The sequence below is a fragment of the Humitalea rosea genome, from assembly GCF_003253705.1.
GTDB lineage: Bacteria > Pseudomonadota > Alphaproteobacteria > Acetobacterales > Acetobacteraceae > Humitalea > Humitalea rosea.
On sequence record NZ_QKYU01000001.1, the window covers coordinates 370715 to 385420 of the forward strand.

General features: G+C 70.5%; 12 protein-coding genes and 1 tRNA gene. 7 read left to right on the plus strand and 6 right to left on the minus strand.

Translation table 11 applies throughout. The annotated features are described in order from the left end of the window. Nucleotides 1–8: 8 nt before the first annotated feature. Nucleotides 9–83 (plus strand) — tRNA-Gln (locus C8P66_RS01640). A gap of 7 nt (nt 84–90) precedes the next feature. Here the strand turns inward: C8P66_RS01640 and C8P66_RS01645 are convergent. From C8P66_RS01645 to C8P66_RS01655, 3 genes are all read right to left on the minus strand, one after another. After that, nucleotides 91–1080, minus strand: coding sequence for a Bug family tripartite tricarboxylate transporter substrate binding protein (locus tag C8P66_RS01645; protein WP_111396381.1), 990 nt, complete (start codon nt 1078–1080; stop codon nt 91–93). Nucleotides 1081–1167: 87 nt separating this feature from the next. Continuing rightward, the gene (locus C8P66_RS01650) at nt 1168–2520 is read right to left on the minus strand and encodes a GDSL-type esterase/lipase family protein (protein ID WP_111396382.1); all 1353 of its coding nucleotides are present in this window, start codon (nt 2518–2520) and stop codon (nt 1168–1170) included. A gap of 94 nt (nt 2521–2614) precedes the next feature. Further along, nucleotides 2615–3850, minus strand: coding sequence for an amidohydrolase family protein (locus tag C8P66_RS01655; protein ID WP_111396383.1), 1236 nt, complete (start codon nt 3848–3850; stop codon nt 2615–2617). A gap of 100 nt (nt 3851–3950) precedes the next feature. Between C8P66_RS01655 and C8P66_RS01660 the strand changes: the two genes are divergently transcribed. The 6 genes from C8P66_RS01660 to C8P66_RS01685 all read left to right on the plus strand — a co-directional run bounded on the left by C8P66_RS01660 (nt 3951) and on the right by C8P66_RS01685 (nt 9978). Continuing rightward, on the plus strand, nt 3951–4928 hold the full coding sequence (locus C8P66_RS01660) for a Bug family tripartite tricarboxylate transporter substrate binding protein (RefSeq protein WP_111396384.1): 978 nt from the start codon (nt 3951–3953) through the stop codon (nt 4926–4928). A 246-nt stretch (nt 4929–5174) separates the two neighbouring features. Beyond that, nucleotides 5175–6233, plus strand: a complete 1059-nt coding sequence (locus C8P66_RS01665) for an ABC transporter substrate-binding protein (protein ID WP_211313992.1) — start codon at nt 5175–5177, stop codon at nt 6231–6233. Nucleotides 6234–6242: 9 nt separating this feature from the next. Then, nucleotides 6243–7361, plus strand: a complete 1119-nt coding sequence (locus tag C8P66_RS01670; protein WP_111396479.1) for an ABC transporter ATP-binding protein — start codon at nt 6243–6245, stop codon at nt 7359–7361. Further along, nucleotides 7361–8206 carry an ABC transporter permease gene (locus C8P66_RS01675; protein ID WP_111396385.1) on the plus strand — a complete coding sequence of 282 codons (846 nt, stop codon included), beginning with the start codon at nt 7361–7363 and terminating at the stop codon, nt 8204–8206. The genes C8P66_RS01670 and C8P66_RS01675 overlap by 1 nt, the downstream gene beginning before the upstream one ends. After that, on the plus strand, nt 8203–9009 hold the full coding sequence (locus C8P66_RS01680; RefSeq protein ID WP_111396386.1) for an ABC transporter permease: 807 nt from the start codon (nt 8203–8205) through the stop codon (nt 9007–9009). Before C8P66_RS01675 ends, C8P66_RS01680 begins: the two co-directional genes overlap by 4 nt. 78 nt (nt 9010–9087) lie before the next feature. Then, entirely contained in the window at nt 9088–9978 is an 891-nt protein-coding gene (locus C8P66_RS01685; RefSeq protein WP_111396480.1) for a LysR family transcriptional regulator, read from the plus strand. Here C8P66_RS01685 and C8P66_RS01690 read toward each other — a convergent pair. The 3 genes from C8P66_RS01690 to C8P66_RS01700 are packed head-to-tail and all read right to left on the minus strand — an operon-like array spanning nt 9963 to nt 14700. Next, complete coding sequence (locus tag C8P66_RS01690) at nt 9963–10970, minus strand: Ldh family oxidoreductase (protein ID WP_111396387.1); 1008 nt, start codon at nt 10968–10970, stop codon at nt 9963–9965. The two genes, C8P66_RS01685 and C8P66_RS01690, sit on opposite strands and share 16 nt — an antisense overlap. Further along, the gene (locus C8P66_RS01695; RefSeq protein ID WP_111396388.1) at nt 10967–12649 is read right to left on the minus strand and encodes a hydantoinase B/oxoprolinase family protein; all 1683 of its coding nucleotides are present in this window, start codon (nt 12647–12649) and stop codon (nt 10967–10969) included. Before C8P66_RS01695 ends, C8P66_RS01690 begins: the two co-directional genes overlap by 4 nt. Next, nucleotides 12646–14700, minus strand: a complete 2055-nt coding sequence (locus C8P66_RS01700) for a hydantoinase/oxoprolinase family protein (RefSeq protein ID WP_111396389.1) — start codon at nt 14698–14700, stop codon at nt 12646–12648. Before C8P66_RS01700 ends, C8P66_RS01695 begins: the two co-directional genes overlap by 4 nt. Nucleotides 14701–14706 lie beyond the last annotated feature (6 nt).

The following is a 14706-nucleotide window of genomic DNA, read 5'->3' on the forward strand; positions in this document are numbered from 1 at the left end:
CTCGCGGCTGGGGCGTCGCCAAGCGGTAAGGCAGCGGCTTTTGATGCCGCCATTCCCAGGTTCGAATCCTGGCGCCCCAACCAGCCTCTCTCAATCCACCTGGATGCCCGCGCGCGCGATCACCTCACGCCACTTCGCGACCTCCGTCCGGGTCATCTCCGCCAGCCTGTCCGGCGAGCCGCCGATCGGCTCCATCCCCTGCCGTTGCAGATTGGCCTGCGCGTCCGAATCGGCCAGGAAGGCATTGGCCGCATCCGCGAGGCGCCGCACGCTGCTCGCCGCGGTGCCGGCGGGGGCGTAGAGGCCCCACCAGCCATCGACCACGAAATCGGCGAGCCCGCCCTCGGTCACCGTCGGCACATCCGGCAGCATCGAGGCGCGCCGCGCCGAGGTGACGGCGATGGCGCGCAGCGTGCCCTCGCGGAAATGCGGCGCCAAGGCGAGGTAGTGGTAGAACATCGCATCCACCGTCCCCGAGAGCATGTCGCCGATCGCCTGGGCGCCGTTGCGATAGGGGACATGGACCGTCTCGATCCCGGCGCGCTGGTTCAGCAGCGCCTGCGACAGATGCCCCGTGGTGCCATTGCCCGCCGAGGCGAAGGTCAGCGACTGCTTCTTCGCAAGCTCGATCAGCCCTGCCAGGTCCCGCGCCGGCAGGCCCGCCCGCACCGCCAGCACCGCGGTGGTGGTGGCGATCGGCGCGATTGCGGCGAAATCGGCCACCGGATCGTAGCCGAGCGTCTTGTAGAGGCTGGCATTGACGCCGTTGGTGCCATTGGTGCCGAACAGCAGCGTGTAGCCATCGGCCGGCGCATTGGCGACCAGCCCGGCGCCGATATTGCCGCCGGCGCCGCTGCGGTTGTCCACCACCACCGTCTGGCCGAGGCTGCGCGAGAGCGAGGTCGCCAGCAGCCGCGCCAGGATGTCGGTCGTGGTGCCCGCCGAGAAGGGCACCACCAGACGGATCGGGCGGGACGGCCAGTCCTCGGCCCGCGCCTCCAGGGGCAAGGCAAGCGGCGGCAGGGCAAGCGCCGCCAGGGCTGCGATACGCAATACGCCGCGTCGGTCCGGGTTCTTCATGGTGATGTCCTCCTCATCCGTTTCTTACCCGAGCGGACGGGTCTGGCCAGCGGGCGGGCCCGCGGGGCCCGCACACCTCCCCGCCCGTCAGCGCCGCGCCAAGGCCGGCAGCAACAGCGCCGGATCGATCGCGCTGGCCATCGCGACATAGCCCGCGCGGTTCGGATGCAGCTTGTCCCCCGGCCCGCCCGTGGTGCTCTCCGGCACGAACTCGGGCTTCAACTGCCCCGTCGAGGTGTCGAGCACCGCCTGGTCGAACTCGACGACGGCATCGAAGACGCCGCCATTGCGGATGAAGTCGTTCAGCGCGCGCCGTTTCTCATCCTGCTCGGCGAAGCCATGCGCGGCGCTGCTGCTGCCAAGCGCCGTCACCACCGTGGCACCGAGGACGCGCACCCCGGGCAGCCGCTCGCGCAGCATCGCGACGCCCCGGCGCATGCCGCCGGTCACCGCCTCGACGCTCGCATTGCCGTTGCGCGAGAAGTCGTTGATCCCCTCCAGCCAGACGAAGGAGCTGACCCCCGAGAGGCTCGCGACATCCCGCTCCAGCCGCTGCAGCGAGGCCGGGCCGCCGGCGAAGGGGCGGTCGGGCGCGTATTCGGCCGGGCCCGCGACCTGGTTGCCGCCGATGCCGGCATTGACGACCGCGACCCGGTTGGGGAAGGCGGCATGCAGCCGGCGTTGCAGCACGTCGGGCCAGCGGTCATCCCCGTTCATCGTGCTGGCGGTGCCATCGGTGATGGAATCGCCGAAGCAGACCACCGCCGGGGTGCCGGCGGGCATCATCATGTCCACCGCATCGAGGAAGAACCACGAGGCGGTCGGATGCGGAAAGGCGGCCTCGGCTTCCTCGGCGCCGCGTGCCCCGGCCCCGGGCGGGGTGGCATAGGAGGTTTGCAGCGCCTTGGCATGCCAGGTCATCGGCCCGCTCTCACCGGCGACATGCAGCGATACGGCGAGCTTGCGGCCCGCCAGCAGCGGCGAGGCCGGCTCCGCGGCGAAGGGCAGTGCCACCGCATCGCTCCAGGCATCGCGGCCCGGGGGGATGGTGACCGCGCCGGCGCCGCCGAAGCGCACCGCCTGGTTGGTGCCCGGCATCACCGCGGCCCCGCCGTGCTGCAGACCGACATGGACGCCATCCAGCGTGAGCGGCTTCGTGCCGAAGGCGTTGGAGAAGCGCAGCCGCGCCTGGCGGCCCCAGACCGTGGGGCGGATGATGAGGCGCAGCGACTGGTCCTTCGCCCCATCCGGGGCCGAGGGAAAGGCAAAGCTCTGGTTCGGTTGCGCGGAGGGATTGCCGATGGGGTAAGGCCCCTGCGCCGAAGCGGCCCAGGTGGTTGCCCAGCCCTCGGCAGGCTGAGCCTCGGCGGCGCGGGGCGCCGCGGCCGCGGCGGCAAGCAGAACGCCCATCGCACGACGCGACAGATGAACATCCGACATATCGCATCCTCCAGCCGGCCCCTTGTTCGCTGAGCCTGGCGACTGACGGTTGCATATGGCACCCACGACCGCAACGATACCGTGTGGCGGCCCGTCACCCCGGGCGGTGCAGCACCGGCACTTGGCGGGTGACGGTGCGCCGCCCGTGCTTGAAGGCCGCGAGCACCGGCGCGATGACCCGCAGCGCCTGCACCGCATCCGGCGCATCGACCACCACGAGATCGGCCGGCGCCCCCACCGCCAGCCCGTAATCCTGCCGCAGGAGGCGCGCCGAACCCGCGGTGATCATGCCCCAGACCGCCGTCATCTCGGCATCCGAGCCGCGCTGCACGATGTTGGCGTAGAGGTTCGCCTGCCGGATCAGCTGCCCATCGCCGAAGGGGGTGAAGGGGTTGAGGATGTTGTTGGAGGAGAGCGAACAGGTCACCCCGGCCTCGACCAGCCGGTTGGCATCGACCACGCTGCGCGGCACGGCCCGGTCACGATGCCGCCCGCCGAGGTAGAGGTCGGTCGCCGGCAGCACCGTCAGCGCCACCCCGGCATCGGCAAGCCGCCGCGCGATCGGATCGACCTCCTCCGGCGACAGGGCGCAGAGCTTGGTGACATGGCCGATCGCGACCCGCCCGCCCCAGCCATATTGTTCGGTCAGGTCGCAGACCAGCAGCGTGTCCAGATCCTCGGCGCTGCTGCCGCTGTCCAGATGCATGTCGATGTCCACGTCGAACTCGCGCGCCATCTCGAAGACGCGGCGGATCTGTGCCGCGCGGTCGCTGTCGTAGTTGGGGGCGGCGCCGACGACGCGGGCGCCTGCGCGCAGCGCCGCGACCATCAGCTCATCGGTGCCCGGATTGTTGGTGAGGCCCTCCTGCGGCATCACGCAGATCTCGACATCGATGGCCCAGGCATAGGCATCGATCAGCGCCTTCACGCCCTCGAAGCCGCGCAGGCCCACGCGCGGGTCCACCTCCACATGGGTCCGCATCCGGGTGCAGCCGTGCAGGATGCATCGCTCCAGCGTGCCGCCGGCGCGGGCGGTCACATCCTCGACCGTGAAGCTCGGCTTGACCGCCGAAACCCTTTCCATGGCGAGGTGCGGGAACCGCTGGGTCTCGCAGGCGCAACGGCCAAGGATGCAGGATTTGTCGAGATGGATATGCGTCTCGACGAAGCCGGCGCAGACGAGGCGATTGCCGAAATCGATATCCTCGGCTGCCTCCGCCGCGAGCTTCGGCGCGATGGCGGCGATCCTGCCGTCCTTCACGCCGATATCCATCGGCGGGTCGCCCGCCGCCGCGCCATCCAGGCGGAGGTTGCGCAGAATCAGGTCCATGGGGGGCTCCATTATCGTCCACCGACCGAACCACGGAAGCCCCTTCCAGTCTACGGCACCGATCTTGCTGATGCGGCGGCAGAACTTGATCGGATTTCGTATGACCATCCCCACACGCCGGCAGCTCATGGCCGCCACCGCATTGCTCGCGGCGCCGGGCATCGCCCGCGCCCAGCCCGCCTGGCCCGACCGGCCGATCCGCTGGATCGTCAACTTCCCGCCCGGCGGCGCCGCCGATATCCTCTCGCGCAGCCTCGGCGAATGGTTCGGCGGCCGGCTCGGCCAGCCGATCGTGATCGAGAACCGGCCCGGCGCCGGCGGGCTGCTCGGGGCGGACCTGCTGGCCAAGGCGCGCGGCGACACGCATATGGTGATGATGTCGAGTGCGGCCTCGCATGGCATCGGGCCGGTGCTCTACGCCAATATCCCCTATGACCCGCTGGCCGATTTCACCCATCTGCATCTGGTCGGCACCTTTCCCTCGGTGCTCGCGGTGGGGCCCGCCTTCAAGGGCGCGACGCTGGCCGACTACATCGCCGAGGCGAAGGCGCGGCCGGGCGAGATGACCTACGGCTCCGGTGGCAATGGCACGCTGAACCATCTGATCGGCCAGGTGCTGGCGCGGGCGGCGGATGTGCAGCTCACCCACGTGCCCTATCGCGGCTCGGCCCCGGCCATGACCGACACCATGGGCGGGCAGATCCAGTCGCTGATGGAAAGCCTGCCGACCGCACTCGGCAACCTGCGGTCCGGCCGGCTGCGGCCGCTGGCGGTCAGCGAGGCCGAACGCAGCCCGATCCTGCCCGATGTGCCCACCTTCGCCGAGGCCGGGCTGCCGGGGGTGGTCGCCACCAACTGGTTCGGCTTCTCCGCGACCGCCGGCATCCCCGCCTCGATCGCCGAGCGCTGGCGGGAGGAGATGGCCGCGGCCCTCGGCTCGACCGTGGTGCGCGAGCGCTTCGCCGCGATCGGCGTGCGCCCCGGCACGCTTGGCCCGGATGGCTATACCGCGCTGGTGCGGGATGAGCTGGACCGCTGGCGGGACGTGATCCGGGTCGGCAACATCCGGGTGGACTGACGGCGGGCGCGCGGCCGACAAGTTAATCTTGTCCCGCTCGACATGCATTTCGTGTTTGAACCGGCATCCCGGCTGACGGACGCTTCGGTGCGTGACACCCTTACCGAAGCAGCCGATCATCCGCCGGAGACAGGCCCCGATGCATGGCGCGTCGGGCCGCGCTCCGGGCTGCCCTGCCGCGATCGGGTCAGTCCGGACCCGCGGCGACGACCCCATGGTGACGCAACAGGCACAGGAGAGACATGCATGACCATCTCGCGCAGGCACCTCACACAGGGGACCCTTGGCGGCCTGCTCGCCATGCCCTTCATCCGCCCGGCCTTCGCGCAGGAACGGACGATCACGCTCGCGGCCTATGGCGGCATCTTCCAGGAAAATTACCAGGCGGTCGTCGTCGATCCCTTCATGCGGGCGCATCCCGGCATCAAGGTGACCTATTTCGCCATGCCGAATTCGGCCCAGACGCTCGGCACGATCCGCGCGCAGAAGGCCGCCCCGCAGCTCGACGTCGCGATGTTCGACATCACCATCGGCAAGGCCGCGACGGATGAGGGGCTGCTCGACCCCCTCACCCCCGCCGAATTCCCGGTGCTGGCCGATCTCGCGCCCAGCGCCTTCGCCCCCGGCGTCAACTCGGTCGGCGTGACCTTCGACAGCCTGTCGCTGCTCTATTCGCCCGAGACGGTGAAGCCCGCGCCGACCTCCTGGCGCGTGCTGTGGGACCCCGCCTATAGCGGCAAGATCGCGATCACCGCCGCGCCGGACATCGTCGGCATCGGCATGACCCTGGTCGCCAACCGGCTGTTCGGCGGCACCGACTACAAGGATTTTTCTCGCGGCGTGCAGGCGCTGGCCGACCTCTCCCCGCATGTGCTGAGCTGGGACCCCAAGCCCGACGCCTATACCTTCATCACCAATGGCACGGCCCAGCTCGGCGTGGGCTGGAACGCCCGTGGCCAGCTCTACAGCCGCCAGTCGGCCGGCAAGCTCGGCGCGGCGCTGCCGGAGGAAGGCTCGCTGTTCCAGATCAACACCCTGGGCCTGGTGAAGGGCGCGCCGCAGTCCGAGGCCGCCAAGGCCTTCATCGCCTATGCGCTCTCCCCCGTGGCCCAGGCCGCCTTCGCCGAGCGCATGTTCTACGCGCCGGTGAACACCAAGGCGCAGGTCTCGGCCGAGGCGCTCTCGGCCACCGCCGCCTCCCCCGAGCGGATGGGCAAGATGCTGGCCGTCGATTGGCTGGAGGTCGCGAAGTTCCGCAACCAGCTCAACGAGCAGTGGCGCCGCCGCATCCTGACGCGCAGCTGATTGGTGGGCATGGCTGCTGAGGCGGCGCCGCCGCACCTCGAATTGCACGGGCTGGAAAAGCGCTTCGGCGCCACCCGGGCCGTGCAGGCGCTGTCGCTGTCGGTGGGAAAGGGGGAGCTGATCGGGCTGCTCGGCCCCTCCGGCTGCGGCAAGACCACGACCTTGCGGATGATCGGCGGGCTGATGCCCGCGACCGATGGGCGCATCATCGTCGCCGGGCGCGACGTCACCGCCTTGCCGCCGCACAGGCGGGACATGGGCATCGTCTTCCAGAACTACGCGCTGTTCCCGCATATGGATGTCGCGCAGAACCTGTCCTTCGGGCTGGAGATGCGGAAGATCCCCGCCGACGAACGGCAGCAGCGGGTCCAGCGGGCGCTGGCGATGGTGCGGCTGGAGGCGTTTGCCGCGCGCAAGCCGCGCGAATTGTCGGGCGGGCAGCAGCAACGCGTGGCCCTGGCCCGCGCGCTGGTGATCGAGCCCTCGATCCTGTTGCTGGACGAGCCGCTGTCCAACCTCGACGCCAATCTCCGCGAGGAGATGCGCAACGAGATCCGCGACATCCAGCAGCGCCTCGGCATCACGGCTGTCTTCGTCACCCACGACCAGGCCGAGGCGCTGGCGATCTGCGACCGCATCGCGGTGATGCGCGCCGGCGTGCTGGAACAGCTCGGCACGCCCTTCGAGATCTATGAGCGCCCGGCCAATGAATTCGTCGCGGGCTTCGTCGGCCGGGTGAATCGCGCGGCGGGGCACCGCGGCGCGGATGGGCGGCTGCTGCTTGGCGACGTGGTCTTGCAGGGCACCGGCCACGCCGGCGCCGGCCCCGTCACCATCATGATCCGCCCGCACCGCATCCGCCTGACCGATACCCCGCCCGAGGGCATCGGCTGGAACAGCGCGACCGGCACGGTGACCCGGCGCACCTTCGTCGGCGACCTGCTCTCGATCGAGGTCGCGCTCGGCCCCGCGAGCCTGCTGGTCGAACAGCACACCTTCGCCGGCGCCGTGGTCGCGGGCCCGGGCGATGCGGTGCGCCTCGCCTGGCGGGCGGAGGACACGCTTGTGTTTCCGGCTTCGCCGGCTGGGGTGTTTCCGGCTCCGCCGGCTGGGGTGTTCCCGGCGTGATGGGCCGCTTCGGCCTGCTGCCGCTGCTGGTGCTGCCGGCGGTGGCGGTGAACCTGCTGACCTTCCTGTGGCCGATGCTGAACCTCGCCGGCCTCTCCTTCCGCGAGGGCATGCCGGGCGGCGGGATCGGCACAGACTTCACCATGGCCACCTGGCGCGACCTGCTGGCCGATGAGTTCTACCTCGAAATCCTGCTGCGTTCGGTCGGCGTGTCGCTGACCATCACCGGCTTCGCGCTGCTCGCGGGCTATCCGCTGGCCTTCTTCGTCCATCGCAGCGATGCGCGCTGGCGCAACCTGCTGGTGGTGGCCTGCATCTCGCCGCTGCTGATCTCGGCGGTGGTGCGGACCTATGGCTGGCTCGTGATCCTCGGCGATCGCGGCTTCGCGCCGAGCCTGCTGCGCGGCATCGGCATCGACCCGCCGCGGCTCGTCTTCAACATGACCGGGGTGATCATCGGGCTCGTGGAGATCCTGATGCCCTATATGATCCTCTCGCTGCTCGCGGGCTTCGGCAAGCTGAACCAGACCTTGGAGGAAGCCGCCGCCAGCCTCGGCGCGCCGCCGCTCACGGTGTTCTGGCGCATCGTGCTGCCGCTGACCCTGCCGGGGATATTGCTCGGCTGCCTGCTGACCTTCGTGCTGACGATATCCAGCTTCATCACGCCGAAGCTGCTCGGCGGCGGGCGGGTGCTGCTGTTGGCGACCGAGATCTACGACAATGCCATCGTCACCCTGAACTGGCCGCTGGCGGCGGCCCTTTCGCTGATCGCGCTCGGCGTCTTCGGGGCGGCGATGGTGGTCTATGGCCGCATCGCGCGTGCCGCCGAAAGGGCGATCGCATGATCCGCTCCGGCCCCGGGCGCTACCTGTTCCTCGCATTGGTCGCGCTGCTGTTCCTGTTCCTGCTGGGGCCGGTGCTGCTGGTCTTCCCGATCTCCTTCTCGGCGGATTCCTTCATCGCCTGGCCACCTTCCGGCTGGTCGATGAAATGGTACGCGGCGATGCTGGAACAGCCGACGCTGGGCGTCGCGCTGCGCAACAGCCTGATCCTCGGCAGCATCGTCACCGTGCTGGCGCTGGCGATCGCGCTGCCGGCCGCCGTGGCGCTGTCGCGCGGCACCTTCCCGGGGCGGGATGCGATCATGGCGGGGTTGACCGCGCCGCTGCTGCTGCCGACCATCGTGCTCGGCTTGGCACTGCTCATCATCTTCGTGGGCCAAGGGCTGATCGGCTCCTGGCCGGGGCTGATCCTGGCGCATCTGCTGATCACCGTGCCCTATGCGCTGCGGGTGCTGGTGACGACGCTCGGCACCCTGCCGGCCTCGGTCGAGGAAGCCGCCTCCAGCCTCGGCGCGCCGGCGCTGCAGGTGTTCTTCCGCATCACGCTGCCGCTGATGACGCCGGGGCTGATCGCGGCGGCGGCCATCGTCTTCCTGGTCTCCTTCGATGAGGTGGTGATCACGCTGTTCATCGTCGGGCCGCATCTGACGACCCTGCCGGTGGCGCTGTTCCGCTACGTCGAATCCCGCACCGACCCGCTGGTGGCGGCGGTGTCGGTGATGATGGTGCTGTTCACGCTCACCTTGGTCGTGGTGCTGGAACGCGCGGTCGGGCTGCGGCGGGCGATCGGCGGCAAGGCGGGCTGACGCGGCCCAGACTTTGCGGGGCCCAGGCCTTGCCGGCCCAGACCTTGCATGGGCGGGCCGGACCTTGGACTGTCCGGCATGAACCTCCGCTTTCTCGAAACCTTCCTCTGGGTCGCCCGGCTGAACAGCTTCAGCGCCACGGCGGAGCGGCTGCACACCACCCAGGCCGCCGTCTCCAACCGCATCGCGGCGCTGGAGCGGGAGCTCGGCATCCGCCTGTTCGACCGCGACCTGCGCTCCGTCCGGCTGACGCCAGAGGGCCGCGCCTGCCTGGCCCGCGCCGAGGAGATCGTCCGCCTCGCGCAGGAATTCCAGGGCTCGGTCAGCGCCCGGCACGCGCTGCGCGGCCGGCTCGCGATCGGGGCCATCGATTCCGTCGTGCACACCTGGCTGCCCGCGCTGATCCGCCGCATCCACCAGACCTACCCCTGCGTCGAGCTGGAGCTGACGGTGGACAGCAGCCTGACCATCGCGGGGCAGCTGCATCGCAACGAGATCGACCTCGCGCTGATCATGGGCCCGGTCATCGCGCCGGAGGTGGAAAGCCTCACCCTCTGCCGCCTACCCTGTTCCTGGTATGCGGCGCCCGCGATGGACCTGCCGCCAGGTCCGCTCCGCGTCGCGGCGCTGGCCGCCTATCCCATCTTCGCCTTCACCCGGGGGTCCAAGCCGCACCAGGATGTGCTGCGGCACTTCGCCGATGCGGGGGTGAAGGCGGACACCGTCTCCAACTTCAACTCCATCGCGACCATGATGATCCTGGCGGCGGATGGGTTGGGGCTGACCGTGCTGCCGGATGCGGCGGCGGCGGCGGCCGTGGCGGCGGGGCGGTTGCGGCGGCTGGAGGTGTCACCCCCCTGCCCGGCCATCGAGGTCCATGCCGCCTACAGCAACCAGCCGCGCAATGTCATCGCCGCCACGGTGGCGGCGATGGCGCTGGAGGAGGCCCGCCTTCAAGCCGTGGCATAGCCCAGCAGCCGCGCATGCAGCGCCGCCGGGATGGTGATGCCCTGCGCCGCGGTGCGGGCGCGGGCAGCGATGCGCCGGCTGCCCGGCAGGCGGGCGCCGTCCTGCTCCTCGATGGCGCCGAACAGATGCGCCAGCCGTTCCGCCGCCTCGGGCCCGGCCAGCGGCCCCGGGTCGATCGCGACGAAGCACTGGCCCGTGCGCGGCGAGCCACCCTTGTTGTCGGCGAAGGAGGAAGCGTCGAGCGACAGGCTCGCGCCCGTCAGCCAGGCCGCCATCATCTCCACGATCAAGGCCTGCCCCGCGCCCTTGTAGCCGCCCGAGGGCAGCATGCTGCCGGCCAGCCCCGCCGTCGCATCGGTGGTCGGCTGCCCATCGCGATCCACCGCCCAGCCGAGCGGGATCGGCTCACCGCGCTGCTGATGCTGCAACAGCTCGCTCTTGGCGATGACGCTGGCCGACTGGTCCAGCACCAGCGGCGGGCCGTCGGCTCTCGGCGCGGCGAAGGCCATGGGGTTGGTGCCGAACACCGGCACGCGGCCACCCGCCGGCGCCATCGAGGCCGGCGCGTTCACAAAGCCCAAGGCCAGCAGCCCGGCCGCGGCGATGCGCTCGACATGGTGGCCGACGACGCCGCAATTGTAGGAATTGGTCACCGCCAGCGCCGCGATCCCCTGCGACCGCGCCGCCGCGATCAGCGCCGGCAGCCCGAGCTCGATGGCCGGATGCGCGAAGCCGTCGCGGGCATCGACGCGGATGAGGCCCGGGCGCGGCTGCTCCAGCACCGGCGTCGCGCGGCCGTCGATCTTGCCGCAGAGCGCGTGCTCGCAATAGGTCGGCAGCCGGGCGAGGCCATGGCTCTGGATGCCATCCGCCTCCGCCGCCACCACCGAGGCGACCAGCGGGCCGAGGTTGGCCGCCGAGACGCCGCTGGCGGCCAGCGCCTCGCGGGTGAGGCTTTCGACCTCGGCCAGGGTCAATGCGATGCCGGTCATGCGTCCGCCTCCATCGAGAACCCATAGTCGCGCGCGGCCCCTTCCGCGGTCACGAAGCCCAGCGCCAGATCCGCGCGCACCGCCGCACGCGGCCGCGCCGCCGGGTCGCCATGGCCACCGCCGCCCGAGGTCTCGATGCTCACCACATCGCCCTGCCACAGCGGCACGCCCGAGACCTTCGAGGGCAGGCTTTCGACCGTGCCATCGGCGCGGCGCAGAGTGGTGCGGCTGAGCGAGCCGGGCTTGCCGCCTTCCAGCCCATAGGGCGGGATGCGAAACCGCTCGAAGCTGGTGCTGAAACTCCCCTTCGGCGCATCCAGCCGCCATTCGCGCACGAGGCCGAGCCCGCCCCGCCGCGCCCCCGGCCCGCCGCTGTCCGGCAACAGCCGGTAGCGCAGGAAGGTGACGGGGTAGCGCGCCTCGACCATCTCGATCGGCGCATTGGTGTTGTTGTGCAGGCCGCAGGACAATGCGCTCGCGCCATCGCCCCGCGCATGGCCGCCCCAGCCGCCCACCTCGATGTCGAAATAGACCTGCCGCCTGCCATCCGGCTTCACGGTGGAGAGCGCATAGACATAGGAGATGGCGTAATAGGCCGCGGGGATTCGCTCCGGCATCATCCTGGCCAGCGCGCCGAACACCGCCGTGGCGATGCGATGGTTCACCACCATCCGGCTCGCGACGGGTGCGGGGAAGCGCGCATCCACCACGCTGCCCGGCGGCAGGGTCAGGGTCACCGCGCGGTAGCAGCCGGAATTGGCTGGGATGTCGCCGCCCAAGGCCGCCAGCAGCGCGTAATAGGCGGCCGAGGCGGTCATCGCCCGCGTATTGTTCACCGGCCCCGAAACCTGCGGGCTGGAGCCGGAGAAATCCAAGGTGATGCCGTCGCCGCGCTTGACCACATGCACGCGGATGCGGATCGGCGTCTCGGATTGCCCGTCGTCATCGACGAACTCCTCGAAGCTGCTTTCGCCATCGGGCAGCGCCAGCAGCGCCGCGCGCACCATGCGTTCGGACCCTTCCTGGATCTGCGCCATCGCCGCCGCCAGATTGTCCGACCCGTATTTCGCGGCGATGCGGGAGACGGCGCGTTCGCCGATGCCGAGTGCGGCGATCTGCGCCTTGAGGTCGCCGCGCGTCTCATCCGGCTGGCGCACATTGTGCAGCAGCATCTCGAACACGCCTTCGTTCAACTCGCCGCGCCGGGCCAGGAACAGCGGCGGGATGCGGATGCCTTCCTGGAACACCTCGATGGCGGTGGCGAGGTAGCTGCCCGCCGCCCCCCCGCCGATATCGACGTGATGGCAGAGCGTGCCGACGATGCCGATCCGCCGCCCATCGACGAAGACGGCGCGGAAGGTCTGGATGTCGTGCAAATGCTGCCCGCCGCTGTACGGGTCGTTGGTGACGATGACATCGCCATCCTCCCAACGTTCCAGCGGGATCGCGTGATCGAGGATCCAACGCAGGCAATCGGACATCGAGTTCAGATGCACCGGGATGCGCGCCGATTGCGCGACATTGTGGCCCTCTGCATCGAAGACGGCGGTGGAGTAGTCCAGGATCTCCCGCACCACCGTCGAGCGCGCGGTGCGCCAGATGGTCAGGCTCATCTCCTCGGCGGCGGTGACCAGCGCGTTGCGGATGACCTCCTCGCGGACGGGATCGATGCGGGTCATGCGCCGGGCTCCGCGATGAGGGCGCCGCCGGGATGGGCCGAGACCCTCCAGCCGGGCGGGATGTAGGTGGAGGTATAGGCTTCCTCGATCACCGCGGGCCCCGCCAGCGGCGTGGCGGTCACGGCGTTGCGGGTGCAGATGGTCGCCGCCTGCCAGGCGCCATCGACCAGCACCGGGCGGGAGGTGGGCGGCACCGGCTCGGCGCGGGCCGTGCTGGCCTCGGTGCCGGGCTTGGCGAGCAGCCCGCGCGCGGTCAGGCGCAGGGTCACGATTTCGACGGGCACGCCGCGATCATCATGCGCGAAACGCTGGCGGTGGACGCGATGAAACCCCTCGGCGATGGCGGCGAGACCCTCGGGCGAAAACGCCGCTTCCGCCATCGCAACCGAAAGTTCGAAGGCCTGGCCGGCATAGCGGCAATCGGCCGACCATTCCAACGCGCGCTGCGCCTCCGGCACGCCATCCTCGGCGAGCAGGGACGCGGCCTCCCGCCGCAGCCGCGCCGCGGCCTCGGCCAGGGCCGGCCCGGCCTCGGCGAGCAGCGCGATCTGCGTCGCCGCCAGATCATGCGCGATGTCGGACCACAGGATGCCCCAGGCCGAGAGCGTGCTGGCATGGGGCGGGAAGATGACGCGGCGGATACCGAGTTCCTCGGCGACCTCGCAGGCATGCACGCCGCCGGCGCCGCCGAAGGAGAGCAGCGCGAAATCCTCGGGGTCCAGCCCCTTCTCGAACAGGCTCAGCCGGATCGCGCCGGCCAGCGAGGCGTTGGTGATGGTGATCACACCTGCCGCCGCCGCCTCGGTGCCGAGCCCGAGCGGCGCCGCGATCCCCTGCGCCGCCGCCTCGGCCGCCGCCTGGTCCAGCCGCATGGCGCCGCCGAGAAAACCCGCGCCATCCAGCCGCCCCAGCAGCAGATTCGCATCCGTCACCGTGAGCGTCTCGCCGCCACGCCCGTAGCAGGCCGGCCCGGGATCGGCGCCGGCGCTCTGCGGGCCGATGCGCAAGCGCCCGCCCTCATCCACCCAGGCGATGGAGCCGCCGCCGGCGCCGATGGTGCGCATCTCGACCATCGGCAGCCGCACCGGCAGCCCGTCGATCTCGCCCTCGGTGACCATGGCGACCTGGCCCTGATGCACGACGGAGACATCGAAGGAGGTGCCGCCCATGTCCATGGCGACAAGGTTCGGCTCGCCAAGCGAGGCCGCGAGGCGCCTGGCCGCCGCCGCCCCTCCGCTCGGCCCCGAAAGCAGCAGCCGCGCCGGCTCGCGCCCCGCCTTGGCGGTGCCGCTGACGCCGCCATTGGATTGCACCAGATAGACGCGGGCACCGAAGCGCGCCTCGGCCAGCCGCTGCTCCAGCTTGCCCATGTAGCCGGCGACGATCGGCACCAGCAGCGCGTTGAGCAAGGTCGTCGACAGCCGCTCATATTCGCGCAGCTCCGGGCTGATCTCGCAGGAGAGCGAGACCGCGACATCCGGCAGCAATTCGGCGAGCAATTCGCCCACGCGTTTCTCATGCGCCGGATTGGCATAGGCATGCAGCAGGCAGACGGCGATGGCGCGCACGCCCGCGGCGCGCAGGGTCTCGGCGGCTTCATGCACGCTCGCCTCATCCAGCGGCGTCGCCACACCGCCATCGGCGCGCATGCGTTCCCGCAGGCCAAGACACAGGTTGCGCGGCACCAGCGGCGGGGGCGGGTTCGCGGTCAGCGCATAAACGTCGCGGCGGCCGTGGCGGCCGATCTGCAACAGATCCTCGAAGCCCTCGGTCGTCAGCACGGCACCGGGTGGGAGCTTGCGTTCCAGCACCGCATTGGTCGCGATGGTGGTGCCATGCAGCACCTGGCGAATATCCTCCAGAGCGAAATCGAACCGCGCGGCGGCCTGCCGCAGCCCGTTCAGCAGCCCGATGGAGGGGTCGGCGGGCGTGCTCGGGGCCTTGTGCTGATACACGGCCCGGGTTGCGGAATCGAAGATCTCCAGATCGGTGAAGGTGCCCCCGATATCGACGGCCACGCGGATGTCCCGGCCGGTCGAAGGTTGCTGCATCAGAAA

What these genes read in the sequence shown, in the direction of transcription:
- C8P66_RS01645 (WP_111396381.1), bottom strand. Translation starts at nt 1,080, where the DNA reads ATGAAGAACCCGGACCGACGCGGCGTATTGCGTATCGCAGCCCTGGCG.
- C8P66_RS01650 (WP_111396382.1), bottom strand. Translation starts at nt 2,520, where the DNA reads ATGTCGGATGTTCATCTGTCGCGTCGTGCGATGGGCGTTCTGCTTGCC.
- C8P66_RS01655 (WP_111396383.1), bottom strand. Translation starts at nt 3,850, where the DNA reads ATGGACCTGATTCTGCGCAACCTCCGCCTGGATGGCGCGGCGGCGGGC.
- C8P66_RS01660 (WP_111396384.1), top strand. Translation starts at nt 3,951, where the DNA reads ATGACCATCCCCACACGCCGGCAGCTCATGGCCGCCACCGCATTGCTC.
- C8P66_RS01665 (WP_211313992.1), top strand. Translation starts at nt 5,175, where the DNA reads ATGACCATCTCGCGCAGGCACCTCACACAGGGGACCCTTGGCGGCCTG.
- C8P66_RS01670 (WP_111396479.1), top strand. Translation starts at nt 6,243, where the DNA reads ATGGCTGCTGAGGCGGCGCCGCCGCACCTCGAATTGCACGGGCTGGAA.
- C8P66_RS01675 (WP_111396385.1), top strand. Translation starts at nt 7,361, where the DNA reads ATGGGCCGCTTCGGCCTGCTGCCGCTGCTGGTGCTGCCGGCGGTGGCG.
- C8P66_RS01680 (WP_111396386.1), top strand. Translation starts at nt 8,203, where the DNA reads ATGATCCGCTCCGGCCCCGGGCGCTACCTGTTCCTCGCATTGGTCGCG.
- C8P66_RS01685 (WP_111396480.1), top strand. Translation starts at nt 9,088, where the DNA reads ATGAACCTCCGCTTTCTCGAAACCTTCCTCTGGGTCGCCCGGCTGAAC.
- C8P66_RS01690 (WP_111396387.1), bottom strand. Translation starts at nt 10,970, where the DNA reads ATGACCGGCATCGCATTGACCCTGGCCGAGGTCGAAAGCCTCACCCGC.
- C8P66_RS01695 (WP_111396388.1), bottom strand. Translation starts at nt 12,649, where the DNA reads ATGACCCGCATCGATCCCGTCCGCGAGGAGGTCATCCGCAACGCGCTG.
- C8P66_RS01700 (WP_111396389.1), bottom strand. Translation starts at nt 14,700, where the DNA reads ATGCAGCAACCTTCGACCGGCCGGGACATCCGCGTGGCCGTCGATATC.